Below are 26,181 nucleotides of genomic sequence, written 5' to 3'. Positions count from 1 at the left end.
AGGGGCTTTTATTGATAAGGATTTTACAAAGTGTAGAAAATGATTGTTATAAAGACTGGTACAAAAAAATGGCAGAGGTGGTAAATTCTAATGGCTGTAATCATAAATGGTTATCTATTCATTAGAATAAATAACTGTTGACACAAAATTATTTATACACCCTTAAATTCTCTTTTTTATATTCAATACTTTCCTTTCTATATTTAATCATATCCCGTAAACTTATTAATTCTTTAATAACAAATTCATAGTTGCCCGTGGGTTCACCCTTAGCATCAGCATTTGCTGATTTGTATAAAAAGTGATTGATACGAGTATATATTTCATTGTCGATGATGCTTATAATTTCTTGACTCCGTTTTTTATTTTCTACTGCTTCTTCGTACAAATCTTTGGGAATTGAATTGGCTAATTCTTTGCGTAATTGAGTGGTCTCTTTTTTATAGTATTCGTTTGATTCATTAAAAGCATCGAAATATTTTTTAATCAAGTTTGAATGGTTATTTTGCATTTCAAGTAACATTACATTTATCCGATTCCCTAATTTCAATGCATATTCTTCTTCTGGTGTTCCTTTATATAAGTTGAGGAATTTATCGAGAATTTCATTTTCCATGTTACTGATCTCCTTTAGATAATCTACATTTCTAAATTTAGTTAAGCGTCTGCCCACAAATGGTTTTATTTATTCTAAAAACGTCCCCCAAAACCTCTCCCAGATCGTTGGGGGAGAATACATTATTCTACAAAGCAGAAAATAAACAAAAAACCCTAGAACCATTGATATATCAAGGTTTCTAGGGTTTTTGAATATGCTATTTACAAAGCATATTAATTAACGAGAGAAGAATTCAACGATGCTCACAACCCATAATATATAAACGTTTAAAGCAGTTGTTTTTCAGAATTGGCCACCGTTTTGGCCAACTTAGACTTTCAGAGAATAATTGAACTCTCTCTTTCCAAATCTAAAAATGTATGTCCATATGTCAAGATTCATTTATGGTGTTTTTCCTAGTCGCTCTGCAATATTTGAGGGAAGAAGGGGGGGACATTTCACAATTTTTAAGTAACATGGGGATATTTGTGAACTTTAGAACAAGAACTAATAGAAGCTGATGTAGTACCGAAAAAAAGAATTACAATAGCAATGGATTCAAATATAATCAGTTTAGTCAGCATTTAGTTGATCCTATTCCTAAAGCTAATATTCATCAATCATTAATGAAGTTGGATTTATCTAGTAAGGCAGAAAGAACAACCATTACTATTCAGCCAGCTTACCTTAATCAATTAAAAGAGCTATCTATAAAAACAAGATTACGAATGTCCGATTTATATACTTTGGCTTTGCATGAGCTATTGGACAAATATGATGTTAATGACGGGGAAAATTGATATATTGCTTTAAATATTAAAAATGTATCTTTGAATGAACCATTACAGGTCAATATGTTTATGGATTTTTATTACCAAAAAAACACAGGTCTTTCAGTGGAAAATGTATGACCTGTGATTTTTTGTGTAATTTGGATTATCTGAGAACATAAGGTAAAACTTAAATTTCATTTAAATAGTAGGGTTTTTCTTTAAAAAGGTTGAAAGGAAAGTTATCTAGATATGTTAGGTCGTTTTTTGGACATGGCACTGAATTGATATTATTTAGTGAGTGAAAAGACAGGCTTTCCTCCCTACATTTCTCCGCCCAATTATTAATCCATGAAATAAAAATACCCGGAGTGGATTTAGCTTTTAATTTTTTTGCGTATTTATGATAGGAATGCGTATTATTTATATGACAATATTGACACAAAGCGATACCACACCAAATTTCTTTAGAAAATTCGGGGAAGTGTTTTTTACCAAAAAGATGATGTGCGTGAATTTCTATACCAGAATAACCACAGTTGAAGCAGGTATGATCTTGTTTCAGCTTAATTTTATCTGACCATTGCTGTAAGAGATGATTAGATTTATTAAAGTAATTTGAGTTGCAAGCTGGACAACCTGAATTTTCTGCATCTTTAACGGTCTTTTTTTTACTGAATCCGCATGATTCACATTTGTATTTAATTTCATATAAGTAATTTTTATATTTTAGATTGAACTCTTCCTCGGTGGTAATAACTTTTAGGCCTTGTATTTTAAATCTCATTACAACCTGATTATAGGAGAATCTTCGATAAGAGTTAATGACCTCACCAGCACATTTTTTATGCATAAGGTTACCATCTTTAATTTCTTGGAATGTATTCCCTTTTTTCTCTCCGCAATACACACAGGTATAGCTAATTTTAAATTTTCCACTTTTACCTTTGTAATTCTCGTACTCTGTTTCTGTTGTCAAAATTTTAATATTGGGATATTTATTTTTGAGTTGGTCAAATAACTCAACTATTTTATTATAGGGTGTTCGGAGTTTGAACCGTTTTCTCTCTTTACCACAGTCTTTGTAGCAATTATAAAAAATTGTTGAATAAGGCATAAAGACGGTATGTCCCTTTGGACATTTCATCCAATGATCCGCGTGATAATCTTTGTATCTATCAAGTAACGTATATCCAACCTCAGTTGCTCTTTTTTCTGCCTCTTCTTGTGATAAACCTTTTTCAGTAGATAGACACTTTGGACATATCTGCCCTTTAAGGATTAATTCAAGCTTAGTGTCAAAATTTTCGTTATGAATGCTGCAGTTAACTTTAAATGGTGTACGTGTGTTAACATACTTAAAATTTTTGTAATCTATTTCTAGATTCAGAATGGTTAGTAATTCTAGAACCAGTGAAGTTTTCCAAGATATTCTTTTGTTGTGATTAAGTGATTTTTTCTTTTTAAAATCGCTTATAAATTCTCTAACTAATTCATGTTTCACTTTCCAATTTGCATGTAAATATTTTTCAGGTAAGCAAAATTTCTCCATTATATCACCTGAAATATATTGTGTTAACCTTTTAGATTTTTTATTCATGATTAAATGAAAAAATACTGTGTGCTTTCAAGTTTGAAATATATCTAGTTACAGATGTGACTAGTACATTATAAGAACAGATGATTTTGGTAAGGGGAAAGGAGGGAGAGTTATTTACAGGATATAAAAGTTTAAGAATTAGCTTTTAATCTAAAAAACATGATTTCTTGATATTCTGCATGAAGCATACAAAAGGTGCTGTACGAGCTTCAATAATAAGCTTTTTTCGGTTTTCGGCAATTTTTCGGCAATTAAACTGTTTCAAAGAAACAAAAAGTCTATATATAACAGAAGAACCCTTATATAATAAGGGTTCTTAGCAATGTTTTTTACGTCCCAGAAGGGATTCGAACCCCCGACCTACAGTTTAGGAAACTGTTGCTCTATCCTGCTGAGCTACTGGGACATATATGACATTTATATATTATAATCATTAAGATAAATTTGGTCAATTCTTTTAGATGGATTAAAAAGAAGTTTCTATGATGGGAAAAGTTTGATTTTTTCTATCCGAAATAAGGATAGGGAAGGAGAGTAACTCCATTCCCTTATCGTGTAACAGAAATCAATTTATCTTGTTTTTCAACTACTTCCCCGATAATCCAGGAATCCTGGCCTGCTTCCTTTAAGGCTTGGACATATTTTTCAGCATCATCAGCGTTTATCGCTACTAGCAATCCGCCTGATGTGATTGCATCACAAAGGACCATTTGTTCTTCAGGAAGAATCTCCTGATAGTCAACGTCGTTATCAAGCCATTTATGATTAGACTTCGATCCTCCTGGTACTACGCCATCCCTTGCTAACGCAAGTGCACCGTCGAGAATAGGCACTTTATGATAGTGAATGACAAGTGTAACATTGCTACCAGCTGCCATTTCACTGCCATGACCTAATAGACCAAAGCCGGTTACATCGGTAACAGCACTTGGCGAAAAATTACTTAAAACCTCGGCTGCTTGCTTATTTAGCATGGCCATTGTTTCAGTAACGGCTTTTTCCTGCTCTGGGGTGACTGCTCCACGTTTAATCCCGGTTGTAAGGATTCCAACGCCAATCGGCTTCGTTAAGACAAGAGTGTCTCCAGGTTTAGCACCGACATTTTTCCAGAATTTATCTGGATGAACAACACCTGTTACAGATAATCCATATTTTGGCTCTTGATCGTCAATGGAATGTCCACCGACCAGAACCGCTCCAGCCTCTTTTATCTTATCGTTTCCACCGCGTAAAATCTCAGCTAGCATTTCTCCACCAAGCTTTTTCACAGGATAACCCACCATATTAAGGGCCGTTTTGGGTTTGCCGCCCATAGCATAGACATCGCTTAGAGCGTTGGCCGCTGCTATTTGACCAAACATATATGGATCGTCAACTACAGGGGTAAAATAATCAATCGTTTGAATTAGTGCAATTGTATCTGTCAGTTGGTACACGCCTGCATCATCAGATGTTTCACGTCCGACCAGTAGCTCAGGGACTTGCTCTTGTTCAGGTAATAAGCGCAACACTTGCGCTAAGTCCTCAGGACCAATTTTGCAGCCTCAACCGGCTTTTGTTGATAACGAAGTAAGACGAATTTTCTCTTGCTCACTCACTGGGCTCACCTCCAACCTTCAGTATACAAGTTTTTTAATTTGAATGCACATGAATCTCCATTTTGTCAAAAAGAATCCTAGGCTTTTATAAGTTAAAAAAACTGTCATCTTATATAAAAAATCAATCCTCACTTTGGAAATTGGCTTACACCACTTACAATAATTTACCTTTAAGGGTGAGCTATTGAAGAGTGAAAAATGCTATACTATAAATGCTGCATAGATGCTACATACATTTTGGAGGGATCTTTCGTGAAACATTTATTAAAAGCATTGCCACCGGTTCACGAACTGCAAAAAACTGAGCAGTTTAAACGGTTGATGGACCAATTTGGCATTGATCAAATAAATTTAACAGCGATTTTATCAAGCGTAATAAATGATATTAGACAATTAATTTTGAAAAATGATTGGGCTGGTCCTGAGCCGGGACATGAAAGTTTCTTAACAGAAATTTTCTCTAGAATGGAACAATATATCCAAAAAAAATATAGCTATACACTTAAAAATGTCATTAATGCAACAGGGACCATTTTACATACAAATCTAGGAAGAGCCCGCTTGAGTGAGCGGGCAATCCAGCATGTAATAGAGACAGCAAAACAATACTCAAACCTAGAATATAAACTAATCGAAGGGGAACGAGGTTCAAGACATACGCATGTCGAAGAGCTTATTAAAAGAATTACAGGTTCTGAGGCTGCAATGGTTGTCAATAATAATGCTGCTGCTGTTTATCTAATTTTGCGGGCTTTAGCTTACGAAAAAGAAGTAGTTGTATCAAGAGGTCAGCTTGTTGAGATTGGCGGTTCTTTTCGCATATCTTCTATTATGGAAGAAAGTGGTGCGCGTCTAGTTGAGATAGGGACAACCAATAAAACACATCTGTATGATTATGAGCGAGCAATTAATGAAGAAACAAGAATGATTTTAAAGGTGCATACTAGTAATTTTAAAGTCATGGGATTTACTAAGTCTGTAGATACGGTGGATTTGGCTGAACTTGCAAGTCATCATGAACAAATAATCTTTTACGAGGACTTAGGTAGCGGTGTTCTATATGATTTCCAACAGCATGGGATTGGCGATGAACCCGTCGTCAGCGAAGTACTAAAAATGGGTGCGGATCTTGTTTCCTTTAGTGGTGACAAATTGCTGGGTGGACCGCAAGCGGGCATTATCGCAGGTAAAAAGGAATTAATTGATCAATTAAAGAAACATCAGCTTGCTCGTGTGTTACGAGTAGATAAAATGACCCTTGCAGCATTAGAAGGAACTCTAATGCATTACGCCAAAGGAAAGGAAGAGCTACGTCATATTCCTGTTGTAAGAGATTTATTAGCGGGAAAGGAAGAATTGAAGCAACGCACCGAAGCCTTTTTAGCAAGGCTTTCGCAGTCGTGTCAAACTTACCATTCTTCTATTATAGAAGGAACAAGCCAAGTAGGTGGCGGAACGATGCCGGATGTAGAACTGCCAACGTATGTTGCTACGCTGAAGCATAAAGAGTTTAATGCTGAAAAAGTAGCAGCATTGTTAAGGACAAAGTCCACTCCTGCAATCGTTGTCCGAATTCAAAAGGAAGAAATTCATATTGACTTACGAACTGTCAGTGAAGAGGAAGAAGAATTACTGATTCATGCCCTAATCGAGCTCTCATAGAGAATAAGAACAGAAACAAACCTGTAGCCGCTGGATAATCCTGTAGGCTACAGGTTTGTTTTTTTATTACTTACATATCATGGTGTGACTTACTTTTTTGTCTTGTATGATTTCGATTCTTTACTTTGTGTGAACCGCTTAACGGCTCAGGCTGTCCTGAGGTTTTCGGTTGATTTCTGCGCATATCTTTCCCGTCGTTTTTATTCACCATCTTTTATCCCTCCTCATTGATTAGGATGAGATATTGAACATTTTTTATGCTGAATATTTTACATCTTGTTTGCGCAATTTAACGATACATACTGGGCAAAGGGGGGATGATTCAATATGCCATACCATAAAAATAAGCAGCAGGCCTTTCAAGCAGCGCAGCAGGGTGTAGAACATGCACAGGAAACCTACTTTGACATTGTTAGAGACTCAGCCAGCTATGGAAGCCAGCTAAAGCATTTACAAAAGGAAGTAAATGAAGCCTACCAGCAAATTGAAAATGCCATGGAAGTCGCTTCCGAACACCAGCGGGTACAACTGGAGAGATTTCAAAATGACTTGCGGAGCATGGTTGATGAAGTAAATGGATCATTATAATTAAAAATGAACAAAAACCCCCGGTGAAGGGGGTTTTTGTTATTGATTCTTCTTTCGCTTTTTATTATTCATTTTTTGCGCTTCTGTCAGCGGTTCATTAGAGTATTCTTCATTAAATCCGACCCCTTTTCCTTGTGCACTAGCGGCATTGGCACCGGGAATGATATGGTTTGCTCTTCTTTTCGCCATTGAATTCACCTCCACCTCTCATTATTATCTCTGCATTTTTTGTCGTTATACAGCAGGTAAGCCTCTAATCGGTCTACAATATTAGCTAATAATTGCAATTTTTCGATAAATAATAAATAATTAATAAATATTATCTAAATAATAAGTTAATATCATTAAAAACATCACTTTCTTGTTATTTACTTATAACGAAGCTTATATTAAAATAAAAACGTTAGAGAAGTTTGGGACAAAAGAAAAAATTCAAACTTTTCGACAAAAGTGCGAAAATTGTATATGATTATTACGAGCATACTTAAGAAGAGGGGGAAATACATAATGTCAAATAATGATGTTTTTCAAGCCCGTAAGTCATTTGAATTAGACGGGAAGCGTTATAATTTTTATGATTTAGGCGAGTTAGAAAAAGCTGGATTAGGTAATGTATCCAAATTACCATATTCTATTAAAGTATTATTAGAGTCTGTCCTTCGTCAATATGATGGACGTGTCATCACGAAGGAGCATGTTGAAAACTTAGCTAAATGGGGAACTGATGAAGTTCAAGAAATTGATGTTCCATTTAAACCTTCACGTGTTATTCTTCAAGACTTTACTGGTGTTCCTGCCGTTGTTGACCTTGCATCACTTCGTAAGGCGATGGCAGATTTAGGTGGAGACCCTGACAAAATTAATCCGTTAAAGCCAGTTGATCTTGTTATCGACCACTCAGTACAAGTAGATAAATACGGAACTCAAGAGGCCCTAGGTCTTAACATGGAATTAGAATTTGAACGTAATGCTGAGCGTTACCAGTTCTTAAGCTGGGCACAAAAAGCATTCAATAACTATCGTGCTGTGCCACCAGCAACAGGTATCGTCCACCAAGTTAACTTAGAGTATCTTGCAAACGTTGTACATGCAGTTGAAAATGAAGACGGCGAATTCGAAGCATTCCCAGATACACTAGTAGGTACTGACTCTCATACAACCATGATTAACGGAATCGGTGTCCTTGGATGGGGCGTAGGTGGGATTGAAGCCGAGGCTGGAATGCTAGGACAGCCTTCATACTTCCCAGTACCTGAAGTTGTTGGAGTTAAGTTAGTGGGAGAGCTTCCAGATGGCGCAACAGCTACAGACCTTGCTTTAAAAGTAACTCAAGTACTTCGTAGCCATGGTGTGGTAGGTAAATTCGTTGAATTCTTTGGCCCTGGTGTACCGGCATTACCACTTGCAGACCGTGCGACCATTGCTAACATGGCACCTGAGTATGGTGCAACTTGCGGATTCTTCCCTGTTGATGGTGAATCTTTAGAATATATGCGCTTATCAGGACGTACTGAAGAGCAAATTAAAATTGTTGAAACATACTGTAAAGAAAATGGATTATTCTTTGATCCAGCTTTAGAACCAGTATATACAAAAGTAGTAGAAATTAATCTTGCTGAAATCGAAGCAAATCTTTCTGGTCCTAAGCGTCCACAGGATTTGATTCCGCTTTCACAAATGAAAAAAGAATTTAATCAAGCAATCACTGCTCCACAAGGAAACCAAGGCTTTGGTTTAACTGAAGACGAAATTAACAAGGAAGCCGTGGTTAACTTTGCTAATGGTGACCAAGTAACCATGAAAACAGGTGCGATTGCGATTGCAGCCATCACAAGCTGTACAAATACATCCAATCCATATGTACTAGTAGGTGCAGGTCTAGTTGCTAAGAAAGCGGTTGAATTAGGCTTAGAGGTTCCTAAGTTTGTTAAAACTTCATTAGCACCAGGATCAAAGGTTGTTACTGGATATTTACGTGATTCAGGTCTACTGCCATATCTTGAACAGCTTGGCTTTAACACAGTTGGTTATGGCTGTACAACATGTATCGGTAACTCTGGTCCATTATTAGATGAAATTGAAAAAGCAGTTGCTGATAGTGATCTACTTGTTACTTCTGTTCTTTCTGGTAACCGTAACTTTGAAGGACGTATTCATCCACTAGTAAAAGCAAATTACTTGGCTTCACCGCCGCTAGTTGTTGCCTATGCATTAGCTGGTACTGTTGATGTTGACCTTCAAAACGAAGCAATCGGTAAAGACAAAGACGGTAATGATGTATTCTTCAAGGATATTTGGCCAACTACTGCTGAAATCAATGAAGTCGTTAAGCAAACTGTAACACCGGAATTATTCCGTGCCGAGTATGAGAACGTATTTGCTGATAATGCACTATGGAATAAAATCCAAACAAGCAATGATGCACTATATACATTTGATGACAAATCAACTTATATTCAGAACCCGCCATTCTTCGAAGGCTTAAAACCAGATCCAGACGAAGTGAAGCCATTAGCTGGTTTACGTGTTGTTGGTAAGTTCGGTGATTCTGTTACAACTGACCATATCTCACCAGCAGGTGCAATTGGAGTCAATACACCAGCAGGTAAATACCTACGCGAAAATGGAGTAGAGCCTCGTGACTTTAACTCTTATGGTTCTCGTCGTGGTAACCATGAGGTCATGATGCGCGGTACATTTGCTAACATCCGTATCCGTAACCAAATCGCTCCAGGTACAGAAGGTGGATTCACAACTCACTGGCCAACTGGTGAAGTAACTTCTATCTATGATGCTTGCATGAAGTACAAAGAAGAGGGAACTGGCTTAGTTGTTCTAGCTGGGAAAGATTATGGAATGGGATCTTCTCGTGACTGGGCAGCTAAAGGTACAAACCTGCTTGGAATCAAAACGGTTATTGCTGAAAGCTATGAGCGTATTCACCGTTCGAACCTGGTTCTTATGGGAGTACTTCCATTACAATTCAAGGATGGCGAAAGCGCTGAAACACTAGGCTTAACTGGTAAAGAAGTAATTGATGTTCAAATCGATGAAAACGTTCGTCCTCGTGATTTACTGAAGGTAACAGCTACTGATGAAGCTGGCACCAAGAAGGAATTTGAAGTACTTGTTCGCTTTGATTCAGAAGTAGAAATTGATTACTATCGTCACGGCGGAATCCTGCAAATGGTTCTTCGTGAAAAATTAAAATAAAATCACATTTCGAAACACCATACAAGAAAATTGTATGGTGTTTTGTTCCATATGGAGGAATAATAATTTTATTATGAATACATAATAGGGTATAATATACTTTATAATGGGTGGAAATTAAGGGGGATTTTTCATGGTTAAAAAGGTTGCAGCAGCTGTCCTGCTACTAGCAATGATGACTGTTGCGATTGTGCAGGCAATGGAAAAAGAAGAAAAGCCGGACAACCTTCCGGGCTTAAAGGTTGGTGTGAAGGCACCTGATTTTGAATTAAAAAATCTAGCGGGAGAAACTGTAAAGCTATCTGATTTTGAGGGGAAGAAAGTAATATTAAACTTTTGGGCAACGTGGTGTCCGCCATGTAAGGAAGAAATGCCGGATATGGAGACGTTTTATAAGCAGGCAGGCGATGAAGTAGTCATATTGGCAGTCAATATTGACCCTCAATACAACGTCAACAAATTTGTAACAGACATGGGCGTTACTTTTCCAATCCTGCTAGATGAGGATGATGAAGTGAATTCAATGTATCAGGTTTTATCGATACCAACAACTTACTTTATAGATAAGGATGGAGTTATTCGCCATAAATATATCTCAGCTATGACAGAAGAAATCATGCAACAATATGTCGATGATATGTAATTGAAAGAACACTGATTGAAATCAATCAGTGTTTTTTCTTGATTATTACTAGTATTTTGAGAACTACTAGTAATAATCAAATAAATTTTCAGAACATATTGTATTTTACATAAACTTCGGGAGTGAAACATGCTATAATATAAACGGAAAGAAAAATGTCGAAAATGCTCGTAAAAAGATTAATTTTCGAAAATTTGTAATAATTAATGCAGTTATTGGACATAATAACGTTTACAATAGTAAATAAGGAGTGTGAAAGAAAGTGAGAAAACCAAGAAAACGTTCTTTTTCTGAGCTTGTCAATGAAAATAAATTACAATTATTACGTGATCAAGAAGCAATCGAGAGAATTGAAGAAAGATTAGAAAAGAAACATTTAAGTAAAGCTGAATAGACAGTCATTACCATTAATGAAACCTCTCTCAGAGGTAATACTTTAACTGAGGAGTAACAGCAGCATATATGCGGCTGGTAATAGCATACTCGCGAAAGTTTCTGAGGAGGGATTCTAATGGGTAATCCAAAAAGAGACAGTAAACATCATGTACCAGAAGCATTAGGTACACAGCCACGTGGCTTTGGTGGAAATAAAGGCAAAAAAATGCAGGATACATCTGGAAAGCATGCTCAAGTCATGCAAACGAAGGGTGAATAATAAAGGGAAAGAGATACCGCCAAGGTATCTCTTTCCCTTTATGTTTACATAACTATATTATAACAAACAATATTCATTTTTGTGTTTAATTTTTAGTGAGGGTGACAAAATAACTTTGTACATTTTAATTTTAAAATATGGAGGAATGAATATGACGTACAATAATCAACCAAAGCCCGATGATCGTAGTGATAATGTCGAGAAGCTTCAAGAAATGATTGTCAATACGATTGATAATATGCAAGAGGCTGAAGAAACGATGCAGAATGTAAGTGGTGAAGAACGCGCTCAAATCGAAGCTAAAAATGATCGCCGTCGTGAAAGTATTGATGCGATGCGTTCAGAAATTAAAGATGAGAATTCTACCCGCTAGCATTCACAATGTGATTGGACTTAATCTAATTCCCTTGAAAGAGCGACTGCTCTTCAAGGGGTCTAGCAAAAAATACCCCCTGTTCAAACACCTACCGACTATTCCCATATAAAAATATGTTAGAATATAAAGGATTATTTTTACGAAATAAATATTGAGAAAAAGAAGTGATGTAAATGGAAAGACTGCAGCAGCAGGAGCAAGAGCAGCTTATTCAGAAGGCACAAAACTGGGAAAAGGAGCTTAAGGTAAACGGCTTTATTGAAAAAGAAGGGGACATCCTTAAATGTCTGCAAAATATGGAAGTAAATGAAGATAATAACCGTATACTTGCTTCTCAGTTATTAACTATTCTTGCTATCTCCGCATTTGCTAAGGGTAAGAAAGAATCTGTTGTTTTGACTTGGATGGATAAAGCTAAAGAGCTGAACCCGACAAATGCAAGAGCGCATGAGTTTTTAGCATCATATGAATGGAAAAAAAGCAGTCATTTATTAGATCGATTATCCTTTCCTCCTATCCGTGAAACGGATAATCGTCAAGCGAAAAAGCAAACAGTCGCAATTTATAAAGACGTATGCGGGCAATTTTTAACGACTGCGGAGGAAGAGTTAGAGAAAATGGATCATTTCCTCCAGTCTGCTACATATATAACAAATGGCGAAATACATAGCTTATATGAAAAAATGAAGGGGATTTTAGAAGAAGTAATTGAAGAAAGTGCTTCATTACTAAAAGCAACAAGTGAATATGAAAATTCGCTAGTAGGTGCGTTTCATACCGCCTTGCATCTAGAAGAAATGAAACAGCATCTAGCAGCTATTGAGGATATAAAAAAACGATGGTCTGGCTTGTTTTTGAATGATGAAAGTGATGACGATGGGTCCGTTAGTTCTTTGGATGAGTTAAACAGTATGATTGGACTTGAGACAGTTAAACGGAAACTAAATGATTTTTATCAATTTTTTCGATACCAAAAAATCCGTAAGGAAATGGGTTTTCAGACAAAGGACGAAGTAAGTCTTAATATGATTTTGACAGGAAATCCCGGGACCGGGAAAACGACACTTGCCCGTTTATTTGCAAAAATTTATCATGAGCTCCATGTTCTTCCCAGTAAAGAGGTTGTAGAAGTCGAGCGCTCTCAATTAGTCGGCTCCTATGTAGGACAAACTGAGGAAAATGTACGGAAGGCGGTAGAAAAGGCCCTTGGTGGTGTGCTGTTTATTGATGAGGCATATAATCTAAAGCGTGAAGGACAATCGGGCAATGATTATGGTCAAACTGCCATTGATACCCTTGTTTCATTAATGACTGGCAAAGAATATGGAGGAAAGTTTGCCGTTATTCTGGCGGGGTACCCGGATGAAATGAGGCAATTTTTGGATGCGAATCCTGGCTTAAGGAGCCGTTTTCCAATGTCCAACCATATTGCTTTACCTGACTATTCCAATGAAGAATTAATCAAGATTGCCGAAAAGATGGCTTCTGATAATGATTACATTCTTACAGATGAGGCGAAACGTACACTAGAGGAAAGGATTGAAAACGAAAAGGTTGATAATTCTTTTGGCAATGCTAGGACGGTACGGCATTTAATTCTTGATGCGATCTTTCAAAAAGGAGCCAGTCAACCCGTCAAGGAAAACGATGATATCCTACAGTTCTCATTATTAGACAAACAGGATTTTACGCAGCCAGATTCAGAATTACAGGCTGACCCTGAACGGAAATTAGCAGAATTAGTTGGCTTAGAGAATGTGAAAGCAGAGGTTATATCCATTATTTCGTTTGTAAAGATGCAAAATATGAGGCGAGAACATGGCTTACCTATCGTACCAATTCAGCTTCATTCTGTTTTTACTGGTAATCCAGGAACAGGGAAAACGACTGTTGCGAAAATTTATGCAGAGTTACTTAAAGATTGCGGCTTATTAAAAAGAGGTCATCTTATTGTGACAAGTCGTGCTGATTTTGTGGCTGGTTATGTAGGACAAACGGCGATCAAAACAAAGCGGAAAATAAAAGATGCTCTTGGTGGAGTATTATTTATTGATGAGGCTTATTCTTTGCTTGGACAGTCAAGCGGTGATTTTGGAAAAGAGGTAATTGATACTTTAGTAGACGAAATGACAAAGCATAATGAAAATCTAGTTGTCATTTTGGCTGGTTATCCAAATGAAATGAAGCTGCTATTAGAGAGTAACCCTGGCTTGCAATCCCGATTTAAAAAGTTTCTACTCTTTGAGGATTATACGAATGAGGAATTGCTGCAGATTATGAAATTATTTGGTCAGCAATATGATTTCCAATTAACAGAGGAAGCGGAGCAATGGATTCTCCATGAACTGAAGGATCATCAGGTAGATGGGAATGGCCGCTTTGCAACGAATTTAATGAATGAATCGATACAGGCGCAAGCACGTCGGTTAATGAGCTCCTCTACCATTCCTCGTCTGGAGGAAGCCGTTGTGATTGAAAGGGAAGATATCGAAGCCGCATTTAATAAGTTAATATAGTATCTTATCGTAAAGAATAAAAAGATTTGATTGGAGAGGAAGAAATGTTTGTTTCCACAAAAGAAATTCAGCTTTTATATGCAGATACAGATATGATGGGGGTGATTTACCATGCAAATTACTTGAAATGGTTTGAACTTGGCAGAACTCAGTTTATTGAAGATATTGGTTTTAGCTATTTGGCAATGGAGGAATCAGGGTATTATGCACCCGTTTATGATGTGAACTGTACATACAAGAAGGCGATTCGGTATGGTGAACGTGCTTTTGTCAACACATGGGTGGAGCTAAATGATGGTTTAAAAACAGTATACGGATATTCGATTGTTAACGGGAATGATGAAGTCTGTGCTGAAGGGAAAACTACCCATATTATCGTTAGAAAAGACAATTTCCGTCCAGTTCAGTTTAAAAAGGCTTTTCCTGAATGGTTTAATAAATACGAAGAAATAAAGAAATAGCAATAAGGGAGGCTGGGGAATGGCATTTGGAATAAAACGTCATGAACTGCTTGAATGGAAAAGGAAGGTTGACAGGGGAGAAATTGCTTTTCTTACACATTACTGGCTCGACAGCCGTTTCCCAGAATGTAAAACAGTTACAAAGGTAGGCTGTAAGGATATAGAAAAGCTGATTCATTGGGGAAAACAATATGGGTTAAAAGCTGAATGGATTGATAAGCGAAAGGCTTCCTATCCTCATTTTGATTTATTAGGTCAAATGCAAATCGAAATTCTAGAAAAAGAAGGATTAACAGAATACCTTTGGTAGTCGTAATCATTATGAAAAAAGCAGACGAGATGTTTCGTCTGCTTACTTACTAAATCGAAATTCAGGCTCCTTTAGGACAGAGTTATATTCAATCTCCAAATTATGTCCGTCGAAATACCATAAATCCTTTTCTTCAATATAAAAGGTGATTCCGTTTATTGTTACTTTTGTGCCAAAAATATCCGGTGATTCCGTTGATATTCCTAATGAAAAGCCCTTTTGAATCTGACTGGATCCACCATAGCGGGCGTAAAATCGAATAAAATCTCCTTCTTTTAAATCCAATTCATTCATATACCATTCTAATGCTTCGTTGCTTACTGAAATATTCATGAAACCCATCCCCTTCGTCTCTAGTTGTCTTGAATGCCCCCAAAAATAGTAGCAAACAATCTTAATTAAAACATGAAAAAGGAAATAGGTAAAAAAATTTGTCTATAAAAATGGAAATGGAATCATTTTCACTAAAATCACCAGGCTTAGAATGGAATAGTGACATAGAAAAGCGGGGATAAGATTCTTATAGTAAAGGGTCATCAAGGCGTATAAAACCCCCGATAAAGCGAATACAAAACAAATGCCGATAGAATAACCATACATCAGATAAGAACAACCATAGCAAATACTCGAGAGAATCACGGCAGTCCATTTATTGGTTAGGGTATGCATAGCCTGCATCAATAGTCCTCGCCAAAGAATTTCTTCTATAATACTGCTTATTAATACAAATAAAAGGAAATGACCTAATTTAGTAATGGAAAAAGACTGTTGAACTAATGAAATAAATGACAGAAGTAGAGCTAAAATAGTGAACGATAGAAGGAAGTTTCTTTTCCTTCGACTTGAACGGTACCATTCTGAAATAGCTTCTTTACTAAATGTTCTCATGAGTATGAAGGACCGATTTTGTTTGAATTTATAGCTAACATATAATATGCTGAAAATCGGAAACAATAATAATAGTTTTTCTACGATAAAAACAGTTTGTATTGGTAAATCCATCTCGTTTAGGAAGCGATTAGCATATAAATGAAGAAATTCGCCAAGGAAGTAAGCAATTGTCATCCATACAAAAGCTCTTTGTTTTTCCTTTAAAAACGCAACAATAATAAATAATGTGAATAGTACAAAAAATTCAACGGTAAGATGATTAAGTTGAAAACTGATTAGTGCTACCATAAAAAGTAGGATAAAATAAAGATTACTTGGGAACAGTCGAGTGAATTGCAGCAATGGGGAACATCACCTCAATCTACCTAGTCTTAAACCATATTTTACCGTAGGATTGAAGGGATTAAAACCCCATAATAGACTAGTTATGCTAAAAACCACTGCAACTGATAGTAAAGGAGTTGTGATTCAATTGTTTAAAGTAACAGCAGCAGCCCTCGAAGTGTTAAATCAAGCGATTGCAAAGGAACAAAAAGATATACATGAAAAGCTGTATGTCCGACTCTCAATGGGTATTGGTTGAGGCGGACCGAGTCTTAAGCTGTCTCTGGAAGAGCAGCCTATTTCCGAAGACCAGGTACATACATTCGAGCATATTGATATATTAATTCATCAGAAAGATTCTATATACTTTGACCATACTAAGCTGGACTATATCAATGATGTATTAGGCAATGGTAAATTTCAGTTAATTAAACTCTAGTTGGTGGTATAACCTGACTTGAATTAGCTATTTTGCTCACAAGAAGGTTCCTGTTCCATATTTTCAAAAAAAGTGATTAATTCATCAAAGTTATGAATCGTAGTTTCAGGTACGATCTTGTCATCATCAGAGCAGGAAAATAACTCCAATAAAAATTCATCCTGTTCTTCTGTTGTATCAATTGATGTGTAGAAGATATAATCTTTATCTTCTTTTTTCATATTCATTACCTCCCCTTGATTTCTGTTGTATCCTTATTTTATATCAATTTTACTTGATTTCCGTTTTGAAATATGGACATTTTTTAACAACCGTATTTTCTTGGCAATTGTTTGAACGGTTGAAGAAATAAGAAAGAGAGTGTAGAAATATTCACACTCTTTTTTGCTTTATGATGGGGATGTTAGTGTAACGGCAGTGAAATCGTAATCCTACTACCTGTGTTTTGATTGGTTTTAATTGAGATATTGCCATGATAATGATTAATAATGTTTTTGCAGACTGAAAGACCAATTCCTGTACCCATCGATTTGGTTGTATAAAATGGTCTGAATAGCTGATTAATTGTTTCACTCGACATTCCGCAGCCATTATCAACGATATGAATAAAAGCGTGCTGTTCATCCGCTTCGGTTTGAATATCAATAGACCCGGCCGGATTATCGGCTTCTTCAATGGCTTCTATAGCATTTTTTATCAGGTTAATGAGTACTTGTTTTAATTTGTTTTTATCCATGTATACATGGATTTCTTTCTCAGAAAAATGGGTTAGGAGTTTAATATTTTTATCCTTTGATTCACTTTCAAATAACTTAATAAGATGTAAGAGGTTCTGATTTAATGCCATGTATTCCTTTTTAACATGGCTTGGCTTCATCTCGTTCAAAAATTGATTGATCAGATCATTGACTCTGTCCAATTCATCTAGCGCTAGCTCTGCATATTCTCCCTTGCCTAGCTCACTAAAACTAGGTTTTAAGAGCTCAAGAAATCCTTTAATTGTCGTAAGTGGATTGCGTATTTCATGTACCAGTTCAGCTGCCTGCTTCTTTACATCTGCTACATGCTCATGATTAAACTCTGTTTTATTGTTTTCAATTGTCAAAGATTCACTTTGGAATTCATTCGTCCTTATCATTGTCCAATCGCATCCTTTTTTAAAGAATTAATCCCGTTCCAAAAACGATTAATAAATTGTATGACGAATACTGACAATGTATGAATAAAAATTATGTAGAATAAAGTCAAAATAAGTCAAAACGGATACTTTTCTATAATGATACTAGATGATAACTAGGTTATCAAATAGATAAAATGAATTATTTAACATAAAAACTCGATTTATTTATAGTGGAAATTGACTATTTTTGGAAAAATAAAAAGTAAGCATGAATTCATGCTTACTTTTCAATCATTATCCAAGCCATTTTACCTTTGGTTCTGTTTTATCAATGATTCGTTTAATATTGGCTCTATGGCGATAGACTACAAATGAAACCAGAATAGACACAACGATAATCAGTGGTATATCCTGTACAATAATGGAATAAATCAATGCTACAAGCCCGCCGAACATGGAGGACAATGAAACATATTTTGTTATGTATAAGCTAATGAAGAATCCAATAATCATAATGATAAACATAAGTGGTGCATACCAAAGTAAAACTCCGGCTGAGGTTGCAACTGCCTTACCGCCTCTGAAGCCTGCAAAAATGGGATAGGTATGACCAATTACTGCAAAGATTCCTGCCAGTAAGTAATGCATCTCAGACTGAAAGAAAAATGGTAATGCGGCTGCAAGTGTTCCTTTTAGAATATCGGCTATTGTAACGGTTAAACCCGCTTTTACACCTAAGACACGAAAGGTATTGGTGCCTCCTAAATTTCCGCTCCCATGCTGCCGAATATCGACCCCAAAAAACTTCTTTCCAATGATTAAGCCTGATGGAATGGATCCGAGCAAATAAGCAAGAATGACAATGATTGCGTACTCAAACATTCAAACTCTCCTTCTTTTTACGATAAATCAAGTAATGCTATATTCATTTCTATTAATACCTATATATATTACCATGTTACAGCGAAAAGATTCCATTTACTAAATTATTTTATTATTTAACGAGCGAGCTCAGGTAATCCGGACGCAAATTCGACGGGCGTATTTGATACTTAGAACGGAAATTCACCTGCTTGAAAAATCAAACTGGGATTGATCTATGGCTAGGAATAAATGAAAATCTCTTTCCAAGCGAGTGACATTTCGTTAGGATATTCATGAGGAGGAACTAACCTATGTCAAATATTGTTTATCGAAGGGAGAAAAATACAACCAAAAAAAGACTGCTTTTAGGGCTAGTGGGGATTATTCTATTAATCATTTCTAGCAGTCTTATTATTCTATACCCCTTTGCTTCAAAAGAAAAAGTAAATTATTTCCAGGGTGATTACCCGATATTATTTAATGGAATACAAGAAGGAAATGCTCTTCTTGAAGATAATATCGTCTATGTTCCGGTTCATTTTCTAACCGAAAAGATAGAGGACAATCTTATGTATGATGAAAAATCGCACTCGATCATTGTGACGACAAAAAGTAGCGTTCTTCAAATACCGGAGAACTCACTTGTTTATTATATCAACCGGGAGCCAACATCATTATCTGTGCCTGCATTAAAGCGGAGTAATGGAGAGCTGTATTTGGCTTTATCTCCGTTACTAGAATACTATGAAATTCAATATACTATTTTACCAGAAACAAAGGCCATTGAAATTAGGAAAAATGGTCAGGAGACTGTAGAGGGTACAATAAACGCTGGGGATGCACATGAAGAAAAGCTACGTTTAAGAACGGAGGCAAAACTCCAGTCTCCTTATTCGGCTCAGGTCATAGATAAAGAAAAAATCAGGATTGAAAACGCGGAAGAAGACTTTTATCTGATTCGCAAAGAAAATGGGATTGCTGGCTATATCCATCAAAGCTTGGTTGATAGAGGGCAAACAAATGTCGTGACGATCCCAGAAATAGCTGAACCCGTAATACCTAGTATAGATGGTCCGATTCACCTAACCTGGGAAGCTGTGTACACGAAAAATCCTAATCCTGAGAAAATCCCTGAGATGCCGGGAGTCAATGTGGTATCGCCAACCTGGTTTGAGTTAAGCGGAGTAGAAGGAACCATCAAGAATTTAGGGTCCGAGGAATATATCAATTGGGCAACAAGTCGAGGCTATCAGGTATGGGGGCTATTTTCGAATGCGTTTGATCCTGACTTAACACATGAAGCATTAAAGCATTATGAGACTCGTCAAACGATTATTCAACAGCTGTTAGAATACAGCCAAATGTATCAATTAGATGGAATCAATATTGATATTGAGAATGTTCGCGAGGAGGATGGACCGTTTGTTACACAATTTGTTAGAGAAGCGGCACCTTATTTCCATCATGCTGGACTCATTGTTTCGATGGATATTACGTTTGTAACAACAGGAAATTGGTCAGCTTTTTATGAACGAGAAAAGCTGGCTGAAACGGTAGATTATTTAATTGTTATGGCCTATGACGAACATTGGGGCTCCTCACCGAAGGCTGGAAGTGTGGCTAGCCTACCGTGGGTAGAAGAAAATTTACAGAGATTATTAGAAGAAGTACCAGATGAGAAATTAATCCTTGGTGTACCGCTGTATACCCGATTATGGGAAGAAAAAGCGACTGGAGAAGTATCCTCTAAGGCCATGTCAATGGCAGCTGTCAAAGAATGGCTAACCACTAATGGGGTGACTCCAAGCTATGATGAACATAGTGGTCAAAACTATGCCGAGCTAATCGAACCTGCCACGAACACTACCTATCGTATTTGGTTGGAGGATGAACTCTCATTAACGAAACGGGTAGAGCTTGCCCATAGGTACAATTTGAAAGGAATTGCCAGCTGGTCACGAAGCTTTGCGGACGAAACAGCCTGGCTAGCACTTTCATTAGAATCTAGTCCAATTGCAAAAAAGTAGGAAAAATTAGGGGAATTCATTTAAGTGATTTCCCCTATTTGCTGCAAAAAATTATTGAAAATTTCTATATTATGGTACACTTAGTAGGAGATTTGGAAATATTGTATAGTCAACCTGACTATTAAAAACCTGGAGGGATTATAATGGCAATTGAAAATCCAACAAGAGATGAAATTCGTGAAATTTTGAAAAAAGCAAAGCGAATTGCAGTAGTAGGCTTAAGTGATAATCCTGAGCGTACTTCCTATATGGTATCTAAGGCCATGCAGGATGCTGGATATGAAATCATCCCAGTGAATCCAAAAGGAGTCGAAATATTAGGCGTTCAAGCTGTTAAAAGCTTAAAGGAAATAGAAGGACATGTGGATATTGTCAATGTATTCCGCCGTTCAGAGCATTTACCAGAAGTAGCTAGAGAATTTGCTGAAATCGATGCGGATATTTTCTGGGCACAGCAGGGTCTTGAAAATGAGGAAGCATATCAATTTTTAAAGGAAAAAGGTTATACTGTGGTCATGGACCGTTGTATAAAAGTTGAACATGCCATGACGAAGTAATCAATGGGTTTAAAGCATATACCAAGATATTTACGGTATATGCTTTTTTATTTTATCGTTTCGTTTGACCTCGTCATTTACCTTTAAAATCAATACCTTCAGTAGGCTTAATGGTCTTTTTTTATCCTCGTATCGCCAAAATCTAATTTGCCAAATTAAAATAAATCGATACAATAATACGTAGACTCTTGTTAAGATATGTTATGATAATGAAAGGAACGTCTGTTCTTAATATGATATTTAAGTATTTAAGGTATTTTTTAGAATCTATATGCATTTTTTGACATGATATGGTATATGTAAAAAGTAAAAATGTTGAATAATCATCAAAATGGAATAATCTTTCACTATGTATAAGAGGAAAATCCTAATAAAAAGAGAATACCATTTAGAACAAAAGAAACTTAAAAGATCAAACAAACGAATAAAGAGTAAACAGTGAAGATACGTTATTGGGTCTTTGAATTGTAATGAAAGGGGAATGTTCGTGGCAAGAAATCAAGCGGCATTTGATTATAATGATGATGCCATACAAGTCTTAGAAGGGCTTGAGGCTGTCCGTAAACGCCCGGGTATGTACATCGGAAGTACGGATTCAAGAGGGCTGCATCATCTCGTATATGAAATTGTAGATAATTCAGTAGATGAAGTGTTAGCCGGTTATGGTGATCATATTATTGTCAAAATACACAAGGATAATTCAATCAGTGTCCAGGACAAGGGACGGGGAATGCCGACTGGAATGCATAAGATTGGTAAGCCAACGCCAGAGGTTATCTTAACCATTCTCCATGCAGGTGGTAAGTTTGGACAGGGCGGATATAAGACAAGCGGAGGTTTACATGGTGTTGGTGCTTCCGTTGTTAATGCTTTATCAGAGTGGCTTGTTGTGAAAATTAAGCGCGATGGTTTTATTTATGAGCAGCGCTTCGAGAATGGTGGCAAGCCTGTCACTACATTAGAGAAAAAAGGGAAAACAAATCAAACAGGGACTACTATCCACTTCAAACCTGATCCATCCATTTTTTCAACCACAACCTTTAATTATGAAACACTCTGCGAACGCCTTCGTGAATCATCTTTTTTATTAAAAGGTGTAAAAATAGAAGTTATAGATGAACGGAACGAATTCCACGATGTTTTTCATTTTGAAAATGGACTAGAAGCCTTTGTACAATATTTGAATGAGGAGAAAGATATTCTTCATCCTGTCATTAGCTTTGAAGGGGAACAAAATGGAATAGAAGTTGATTTTGCTTTCCAATTTAATGATGGCTACTCCGAAAATGTATTGTCATTTGTTAATAATGTTCGAACAAAGGATGGCGGTACACATGAAGTCGGATTACGGACAGCCTTAACTCGCTCGGTTAATGATTATGCTCGGAAAGTAAGTCTACTAAAGGAAAAAGAAAAGAATTTAGATGGCTCTGACATAAGAGAAGGATTCTCAGCGGTCATCTCGGTACGTATTCCAGAAGAAATGCTGCAATTTGAAGGTCAGACGAAGGGAAAACTCGGTACAAGTGAGGCTCGTTCTGCGGTGGATGCAGTGATTTCCGAGAATCTAACTTATTTTCTTGAAGAAAATCCTGATATTAGCACTTTACTGGTTAAGAAATCCATTAAAGCCTTTCAAGCTAGAGAAGCGGCTCGTAAAGCACGCGAGGAAGCGAGGAGCGGCAAGAAAAGAAAACGTTCAGAGGCGCTGCTTTCAGGAAAATTAACACCTGCCCAATCAAGGAATCCACAAAAAAATGAATTGTATCTAGTAGAGGGAGATTCTGCCGGAGGATCAGCGAAGCAGGGGCGTGATCGCCGTTTTCAGGCCGTTTTACCACTACGAGGTAAGGTGATTAATACTGAAAAAGCAAAGCTGTCAGATATCTTCAAAAATGAAGAAATTAATACGATTATTCATACTATTGGTGCTGGTGTCGGGGCCGATTTTCAAGTTGAAGATGTCAATTATGATAAGGTCATTATTATGACGGATGCTGATACGGATGGGGCCCATATTCAGGTGCTTCTATTAACCTTCTTTTATCGTTATATGAAGCCACTAATAGAGGCTGGTAAAGTATATATTGCCCTGCCGCCGCTTTATAAGGTAAGCAAGGGCGCCGGAAAGAAAGAAGTCATTAAATATGCCTGGAGTGATGATGACCTGCAGGATACGATTAAAAAAGTCGGTAAAGGGTATATTCTACAGCGTTATAAAGGATTAGGTGAAATGAATGCTGATCAGCTTTGGGATACGACGATGAATCCAGAGACAAGAACCTTAATCCGTGTCCGAATAGATGACTTGGCACGTGCAGAGCGAAGAGTAACGACACTAATGGGTGATAAGGTTGAACCACGTCGTAAATGGATTGAATCCAATGTGGCGTTTGGTTTGGAGGAAGATGGCAGTATTCTTGAAAATGAGAACATTTCGGTCTTAGGGGAGGTTGATCCATCGTGAGTTCAGTGGAAAAATATCATGATTTACCTTTAGAAGAGGTAATTGGAGACCGCTTTGGCCGCTATAGTAAATATATTATTCAAGACCGTGCCCTTCCTGATGCGCGAGATGGATTAAAGCCCGTTCAGCGCCGGATTCTTTATGCAATGCATGTAGAAGGGAATACCCATGATAAGCACTTCCGAAAATCTGCCAAGACGGTCGGGAACGTAATCGGTAACTATCACCCACATGGTGATTCTTCTGTTTATGAAGCGATGGTAAGGATGAGTCAGGATTGGAAGGTACGGAATGTATTAATCGAAATGCATGGAAATAACGGTAGTATTGATGGGGACCCTCCTGCAGCGATGCGTTATACAGAAGCTAGGTTGTCCGCTATTTCATCAGAGCTGCTACGTGATATTGATAAACGTACAGTTGATTTAGTGCCAAATTTTGATGATACAGCAAACGAACCAACAGTATTACCGGCCGCATTCCCGAATCTGCTCGTGAATGGGTCAACCGGAATATCTGCTGGTTATGCAACAGAAATTCCTCCTCATCATTTAGGTGAAGTCATAGATGCCGTGATTTATCGTATGGATAAGCCAGCGTGTTCAGTAGATGAATTAATGGAATTTGTCAAAGGACCTGATTTTCCGACCGGCGGTATTATTCAGGGTGTTGATGGAATAAAAAAAGCCTACGAAACGGGAAAAGGCAAGGTCATTGTTCGCGGAAAAACAGAATTTGAAACGATTCGCGGTGGGAAACAGCAAATCGTGATTACTGAAATTCCTTATGAGGTAAACAAAGCTAATTTAGTTAAACGAATCGATGAATTTCGCCTGGATCGAAAGGTTGAGGGTATTGCAGAGGTACGGGATGAAACCGATCGAACAGGTCTAAGGATTGTCATTGAGCTGAAAAAAGATGCGGATGCGGAAGGGATTCTAAACTACCTTTTTAAGAATAGTGACCTGCAAATTACCTATCATTTCAATATGGTGGCGATTCATAATAAGCGTCCAAAACTAATGGGACTCCGTGAAATGCTTGATGCATATATTAATCACCGTAAAGAGGTTGTGACAAGACGCTCTGAGTTTGATCTTTTAAAAGCAAGAGATCGTTCCCATATTGTAGAAGGTTTAATGAAGGCCTTATCCATTTTAGATGAAGTGATTGCCACTATTCGTGCTTCAAAGGATAAGCGGGACGCCAAAAACAATTTGATGGCCAAATTTCAGTTTAGTGAGCCACAGGCTGAAGCGATTGTTTCTCTACAACTCTATCGTTTAACCAATACAGATATTACCGCTTTAAAAGCAGAAGCAGAAGAATTGGCTAAGCTTATTGAAGAGTTAACCGCTATTCTGAACAGTGAGAAAAAGCTTTTATCTGTCATAAAGAAGGAATTAAAGGATGTCCAAAAACGATTTATCGATACGAGAAGAACGAAAATCGAAGCGGAAATCGAAGAAATAAAAATTAATCTAGAAGTATTGATAGCAAGTGAAGATGTGATTGTGACAGTTACAAAAGAAGGCTATGTTAAACGTACAAGCCAGCGTTCGTACGCTGCTTCAAATGGTCAGGATTTTGGCATGAAGGATTCAGATAGGCTGATTTCCAAGCTGGAAATGAATACAACAGATGTTCTTTTACTATTTACGAATAAAGGCAATTACTTATTCTGTCCAGTTCATGAGCTTCCGGATATTCGATGGAAGGATGTTGGCCAGCATGTAGCCAATATTATCCCAATTGATCGTAATGAAGCGATTATTGCAGCCGTACCTGTTAAGGATTTTGAAAAAGAAGCCTATCTTTTATTCGTAACGAAAAATGGTATGGTTAAGAAAACTGAGCTAAAGCAATATCATGCACAGCGCCGTTCCAAGGCCCTTGTCGCTATCAATCTAAAGAATGACGATGAAGTGATTGATGTGCATGTTACAGATGGGTCAAAAGAGCTCTTCTTAACCACCTATTATGGCTATGCCCTTTGGTTTAAGGAAGAGGAAATTAGCCCAATCGGTATTCGTGCCGCCGGTGTTAAAGGAATTAATCTTAAAGACGGTGACTATGTGACCGCTGGTAAGATTAAGAATAGTGATCAGCAACCGGCTGTTGTCATTATCACTCAGCGTGGTTCCATAAAAAAAATGAAATTAACTGAATTTGAAATAGCCTCTCGTGCCAAACGTGGAGTTGTGATATTAAGAGAGCTGAAAACAAATCCACATTATGTAATTGGGTTTGTCTTTGTCAACGAACAGGATGAAATTTTTGTGGAAACTGAAAAAGGGATTATTGAACAAACAAATGCATCTGGACTGAGGTTTAATGACCGTTATTCCAATGGTTCCTTCCTTTATGATATGGAGCAGAATGGAAAAGCAAAAGCCATTTGGACGCATGAACATAAGGAAAAAACAGAAGCTGAAGAAAAATAATACTAGATTAAAACCTCCTGAAAAAATTCAGGGGGGTTTTTTACATCTTTTTACCAAT

General features: G+C 37.1%; 25 protein-coding genes and 1 tRNA gene. 15 read left to right on the top strand and 11 right to left on the bottom strand.

Going from position 1 to position 26,181, the window contains the following annotated elements; genetic code table 11:
* Nucleotides 1-148 precede the first annotated feature (148 nt).
* On the bottom strand, nucleotides 149-616 hold the full coding sequence (locus BQ5321_RS13995) for a hypothetical protein (RefSeq protein WP_071395061.1): 468 nt from the start codon (nucleotides 614-616) through the stop codon (nucleotides 149-151).
* A 608-nt stretch (nucleotides 617-1,224) separates the two neighbouring features.
* Between BQ5321_RS13995 and BQ5321_RS25115 the strand changes: the two genes are divergently transcribed.
* Nucleotides 1,225-1,398 carry a ribbon-helix-helix domain-containing protein gene (locus tag BQ5321_RS25115; RefSeq protein ID WP_084786809.1) on the top strand — a complete coding sequence of 58 codons (174 nt, stop codon included), beginning with the start codon at nucleotides 1,225-1,227 and terminating at the stop codon, nucleotides 1,396-1,398.
* 160 nt (nucleotides 1,399-1,558) lie between these two features.
* On the opposite strand, the gene BQ5321_RS13990 is transcribed toward BQ5321_RS25115, so the two are convergent.
* The 3 genes from BQ5321_RS13990 to selD all read right to left on the bottom strand — a co-directional run bounded on the left by BQ5321_RS13990 (nucleotide 1,559) and on the right by selD (nucleotide 4,566).
* A complete protein-coding gene (locus BQ5321_RS13990; RefSeq protein WP_071395060.1) occupies nucleotides 1,559-2,920 on the bottom strand; it encodes a hypothetical protein in 1,362 nt (453 codons plus the stop codon).
* Nucleotides 2,921-3,300: 380 nt separating this feature from the next.
* Nucleotides 3,301-3,374 (bottom strand) — tRNA-Arg (locus tag BQ5321_RS13985).
* Between the two features lie 142 nt (nucleotides 3,375-3,516).
* Nucleotides 3,517-4,566, bottom strand: coding sequence for a selenide, water dikinase SelD (selD, locus tag BQ5321_RS13980; RefSeq protein WP_084786808.1), 1,050 nt, complete (start codon nucleotides 4,564-4,566; stop codon nucleotides 3,517-3,519).
* Between the two features lie 252 nt (nucleotides 4,567-4,818).
* Between selD and selA the strand changes: the two genes are divergently transcribed.
* Entirely contained in the window at nucleotides 4,819-6,228 is a 1,410-nt protein-coding gene (gene selA / locus BQ5321_RS13975) for an L-seryl-tRNA(Sec) selenium transferase (RefSeq protein WP_071395059.1), read from the top strand.
* A gap of 70 nt (nucleotides 6,229-6,298) precedes the next feature.
* Here selA and BQ5321_RS13970 read toward each other — a convergent pair whose 3' ends face one another.
* Complete coding sequence (locus tag BQ5321_RS13970) at nucleotides 6,299-6,439, bottom strand: small acid-soluble spore protein P (protein ID WP_150440457.1); 141 nt, start codon at nucleotides 6,437-6,439, stop codon at nucleotides 6,299-6,301.
* 116 nt (nucleotides 6,440-6,555) lie between these two features.
* Here BQ5321_RS13970 and BQ5321_RS13965 point away from each other — a divergent pair, with 116 nt between their 5' ends.
* The gene (locus tag BQ5321_RS13965) at nucleotides 6,556-6,816 is read left to right on the top strand and encodes a hypothetical protein (protein ID WP_071395058.1); all 261 of its coding nucleotides are present in this window, start codon (nucleotides 6,556-6,558) and stop codon (nucleotides 6,814-6,816) included.
* Nucleotides 6,817-6,855: 39 nt separating this feature from the next.
* Here the strand turns inward: BQ5321_RS13965 and sspO are convergent, their stop codons facing one another.
* Complete coding sequence (gene sspO / locus BQ5321_RS13960) at nucleotides 6,856-7,005, bottom strand: small acid-soluble spore protein O (RefSeq protein WP_071395057.1); 150 nt, start codon at nucleotides 7,003-7,005, stop codon at nucleotides 6,856-6,858.
* A gap of 318 nt (nucleotides 7,006-7,323) precedes the next feature.
* On the opposite strand from sspO, the gene acnA reads away from it, so the two are divergent.
* From acnA to BQ5321_RS13920, 8 genes are all read left to right on the top strand, one after another.
* Nucleotides 7,324-10,029, top strand: coding sequence for an aconitate hydratase AcnA (gene acnA / locus BQ5321_RS13955; protein ID WP_071395056.1), 2,706 nt, complete (start codon nucleotides 7,324-7,326; stop codon nucleotides 10,027-10,029).
* A gap of 133 nt (nucleotides 10,030-10,162) precedes the next feature.
* Nucleotides 10,163-10,672 carry a peroxiredoxin family protein gene (locus BQ5321_RS13950; protein WP_071395055.1) on the top strand — a complete coding sequence of 170 codons (510 nt, stop codon included), beginning with the start codon at nucleotides 10,163-10,165 and terminating at the stop codon, nucleotides 10,670-10,672.
* Between the two features lie 262 nt (nucleotides 10,673-10,934).
* Nucleotides 10,935-11,066 (top strand): FbpB family small basic protein, encoded by a 132-nt coding sequence (locus BQ5321_RS13945; RefSeq protein ID WP_071395054.1) that lies wholly within the window; start codon nucleotides 10,935-10,937, stop codon nucleotides 11,064-11,066.
* Nucleotides 11,067-11,183: 117 nt separating this feature from the next.
* On the top strand, nucleotides 11,184-11,327 hold the full coding sequence (locus tag BQ5321_RS13940) for an acid-soluble spore protein N (RefSeq protein WP_071395053.1): 144 nt from the start codon (nucleotides 11,184-11,186) through the stop codon (nucleotides 11,325-11,327).
* Nucleotides 11,328-11,478: 151 nt separating this feature from the next.
* Nucleotides 11,479-11,700 (top strand): small acid-soluble spore protein Tlp, encoded by a 222-nt coding sequence (tlp, locus tag BQ5321_RS13935; protein WP_071395052.1) that lies wholly within the window; start codon nucleotides 11,479-11,481, stop codon nucleotides 11,698-11,700.
* Nucleotides 11,701-11,876: 176 nt separating this feature from the next.
* Entirely contained in the window at nucleotides 11,877-14,219 is a 2,343-nt protein-coding gene (locus BQ5321_RS13930; RefSeq protein WP_071395051.1) for an AAA family ATPase, read from the top strand.
* A 44-nt stretch (nucleotides 14,220-14,263) separates the two neighbouring features.
* Nucleotides 14,264-14,680, top strand: coding sequence for an acyl-CoA thioesterase (locus tag BQ5321_RS13925; protein ID WP_071395050.1), 417 nt, complete (start codon nucleotides 14,264-14,266; stop codon nucleotides 14,678-14,680).
* Between the two features lie 19 nt (nucleotides 14,681-14,699).
* Entirely contained in the window at nucleotides 14,700-14,990 is a 291-nt protein-coding gene (locus BQ5321_RS13920) for a hypothetical protein (RefSeq protein ID WP_071395049.1), read from the top strand.
* Between the two features lie 42 nt (nucleotides 14,991-15,032).
* On the opposite strand, the gene BQ5321_RS13915 is transcribed toward BQ5321_RS13920, so the two are convergent.
* The 5 genes from BQ5321_RS13915 to plsY all read right to left on the bottom strand — a co-directional run bounded on the left by BQ5321_RS13915 (nucleotide 15,033) and on the right by plsY (nucleotide 18,646).
* Nucleotides 15,033-15,323, bottom strand: coding sequence for a HesB/YadR/YfhF family protein (locus BQ5321_RS13915; protein WP_071395048.1), 291 nt, complete (start codon nucleotides 15,321-15,323; stop codon nucleotides 15,033-15,035).
* A 102-nt stretch (nucleotides 15,324-15,425) separates the two neighbouring features.
* Nucleotides 15,426-16,223: a CPBP family intramembrane glutamic endopeptidase gene (locus BQ5321_RS13910; protein ID WP_071395047.1), complete on the bottom strand. Its 798-nt coding sequence runs from the start codon at nucleotides 16,221-16,223 to the stop codon at nucleotides 15,426-15,428.
* Between the two features lie 444 nt (nucleotides 16,224-16,667).
* The gene (locus BQ5321_RS13900) at nucleotides 16,668-16,865 is read right to left on the bottom strand and encodes a hypothetical protein (RefSeq protein WP_071395045.1); all 198 of its coding nucleotides are present in this window, start codon (nucleotides 16,863-16,865) and stop codon (nucleotides 16,668-16,670) included.
* Between the two features lie 182 nt (nucleotides 16,866-17,047).
* On the bottom strand, nucleotides 17,048-17,782 hold the full coding sequence (locus BQ5321_RS13895) for a sensor histidine kinase (RefSeq protein WP_071395044.1): 735 nt from the start codon (nucleotides 17,780-17,782) through the stop codon (nucleotides 17,048-17,050).
* A 276-nt stretch (nucleotides 17,783-18,058) separates the two neighbouring features.
* On the bottom strand, nucleotides 18,059-18,646 hold the full coding sequence (gene plsY, locus BQ5321_RS13890) for a glycerol-3-phosphate 1-O-acyltransferase PlsY (RefSeq protein ID WP_071395043.1): 588 nt from the start codon (nucleotides 18,644-18,646) through the stop codon (nucleotides 18,059-18,061).
* A 293-nt stretch (nucleotides 18,647-18,939) separates the two neighbouring features.
* On the opposite strand from plsY, the gene BQ5321_RS13885 reads away from it, so the two are divergent.
* The 4 genes from BQ5321_RS13885 to parC all read left to right on the top strand — a co-directional run bounded on the left by BQ5321_RS13885 (nucleotide 18,940) and on the right by parC (nucleotide 26,123).
* Nucleotides 18,940-20,655, top strand: coding sequence for a glycosyl hydrolase family 18 protein (locus tag BQ5321_RS13885; protein ID WP_071395042.1), 1,716 nt, complete (start codon nucleotides 18,940-18,942; stop codon nucleotides 20,653-20,655).
* Nucleotides 20,656-20,798: 143 nt separating this feature from the next.
* Nucleotides 20,799-21,212 (top strand): CoA-binding protein, encoded by a 414-nt coding sequence (locus BQ5321_RS13880; RefSeq protein ID WP_071395041.1) that lies wholly within the window; start codon nucleotides 20,799-20,801, stop codon nucleotides 21,210-21,212.
* Between the two features lie 487 nt (nucleotides 21,213-21,699).
* Nucleotides 21,700-23,679, top strand: coding sequence for a DNA topoisomerase IV subunit B (gene parE, locus BQ5321_RS13875; RefSeq protein ID WP_071395040.1), 1,980 nt, complete (start codon nucleotides 21,700-21,702; stop codon nucleotides 23,677-23,679).
* Nucleotides 23,676-26,123 carry a DNA topoisomerase IV subunit A gene (parC, locus tag BQ5321_RS13870; RefSeq protein ID WP_071395039.1) on the top strand — a complete coding sequence of 816 codons (2,448 nt, stop codon included), beginning with the start codon at nucleotides 23,676-23,678 and terminating at the stop codon, nucleotides 26,121-26,123. Before parE ends, parC begins: the two co-directional genes overlap by 4 nt.
* The last annotated feature ends 58 nt before the right edge of the window (nucleotides 26,124-26,181 follow it).

The organism is Bacillus tuaregi (assembly GCF_900104575.1).
Taxonomy (GTDB): Bacteria; Bacillota; Bacilli; order Bacillales; family Cytobacillaceae; genus Bacillus_BD; species Bacillus_BD tuaregi.
The sequence above is the reverse complement of the archived record's forward strand: the minus strand, read 5'-3'. Positions and strand labels throughout refer to the sequence as shown.

Bases quoted from the DNA above. Each gene is read 5' to 3' on its own strand.
- BQ5321_RS13920 (WP_071395049.1), top strand. From the start codon at position 14,700: ATGGCATTTGGAATAAAACGTCATGAACTGCTTGAATGGAAAAGGAAG.
- BQ5321_RS13885 (WP_071395042.1), top strand. From the start codon at position 18,940: ATGTCAAATATTGTTTATCGAAGGGAGAAAAATACAACCAAAAAAAGA.
- BQ5321_RS13990 (WP_071395060.1), bottom strand. From the start codon at position 2,920: ATGGAGAAATTTTGCTTACCTGAAAAATATTTACATGCAAATTGGAAA.
- BQ5321_RS13900 (WP_071395045.1), bottom strand. From the start codon at position 16,865: ATGAAAAAAGAAGATAAAGATTATATCTTCTACACATCAATTGATACA.
- BQ5321_RS13880 (WP_071395041.1), top strand. From the start codon at position 20,799: ATGGCAATTGAAAATCCAACAAGAGATGAAATTCGTGAAATTTTGAAA.
- BQ5321_RS13940 (WP_071395053.1), top strand. From the start codon at position 11,184: ATGGGTAATCCAAAAAGAGACAGTAAACATCATGTACCAGAAGCATTA.
- BQ5321_RS13950 (WP_071395055.1), top strand. From the start codon at position 10,163: ATGGTTAAAAAGGTTGCAGCAGCTGTCCTGCTACTAGCAATGATGACT.
- BQ5321_RS13965 (WP_071395058.1), top strand. From the start codon at position 6,556: ATGCCATACCATAAAAATAAGCAGCAGGCCTTTCAAGCAGCGCAGCAG.
- BQ5321_RS13915 (WP_071395048.1), bottom strand. From the start codon at position 15,323: ATGAATATTTCAGTAAGCAACGAAGCATTAGAATGGTATATGAATGAA.
- BQ5321_RS13930 (WP_071395051.1), top strand. From the start codon at position 11,877: ATGGAAAGACTGCAGCAGCAGGAGCAAGAGCAGCTTATTCAGAAGGCA.
- BQ5321_RS13995 (WP_071395061.1), bottom strand. From the start codon at position 616: ATGGAAAATGAAATTCTCGATAAATTCCTCAACTTATATAAAGGAACA.
- BQ5321_RS25115 (WP_084786809.1), top strand. From the start codon at position 1,225: ATGAAGTTGGATTTATCTAGTAAGGCAGAAAGAACAACCATTACTATT.
- tlp (WP_071395052.1), top strand. From the start codon at position 11,479: ATGACGTACAATAATCAACCAAAGCCCGATGATCGTAGTGATAATGTC.
- plsY (WP_071395043.1), bottom strand. From the start codon at position 18,646: ATGTTTGAGTACGCAATCATTGTCATTCTTGCTTATTTGCTCGGATCC.
- BQ5321_RS13925 (WP_071395050.1), top strand. From the start codon at position 14,264: ATGTTTGTTTCCACAAAAGAAATTCAGCTTTTATATGCAGATACAGAT.
- acnA (WP_071395056.1), top strand. From the start codon at position 7,324: ATGTCAAATAATGATGTTTTTCAAGCCCGTAAGTCATTTGAATTAGAC.
- sspO (WP_071395057.1), bottom strand. From the start codon at position 7,005: ATGGCGAAAAGAAGAGCAAACCATATCATTCCCGGTGCCAATGCCGCT.
- BQ5321_RS13895 (WP_071395044.1), bottom strand. From the start codon at position 17,782: ATGATAAGGACGAATGAATTCCAAAGTGAATCTTTGACAATTGAAAAC.
- BQ5321_RS13970 (WP_150440457.1), bottom strand. From the start codon at position 6,439: ATGGTGAATAAAAACGACGGGAAAGATATGCGCAGAAATCAACCGAAA.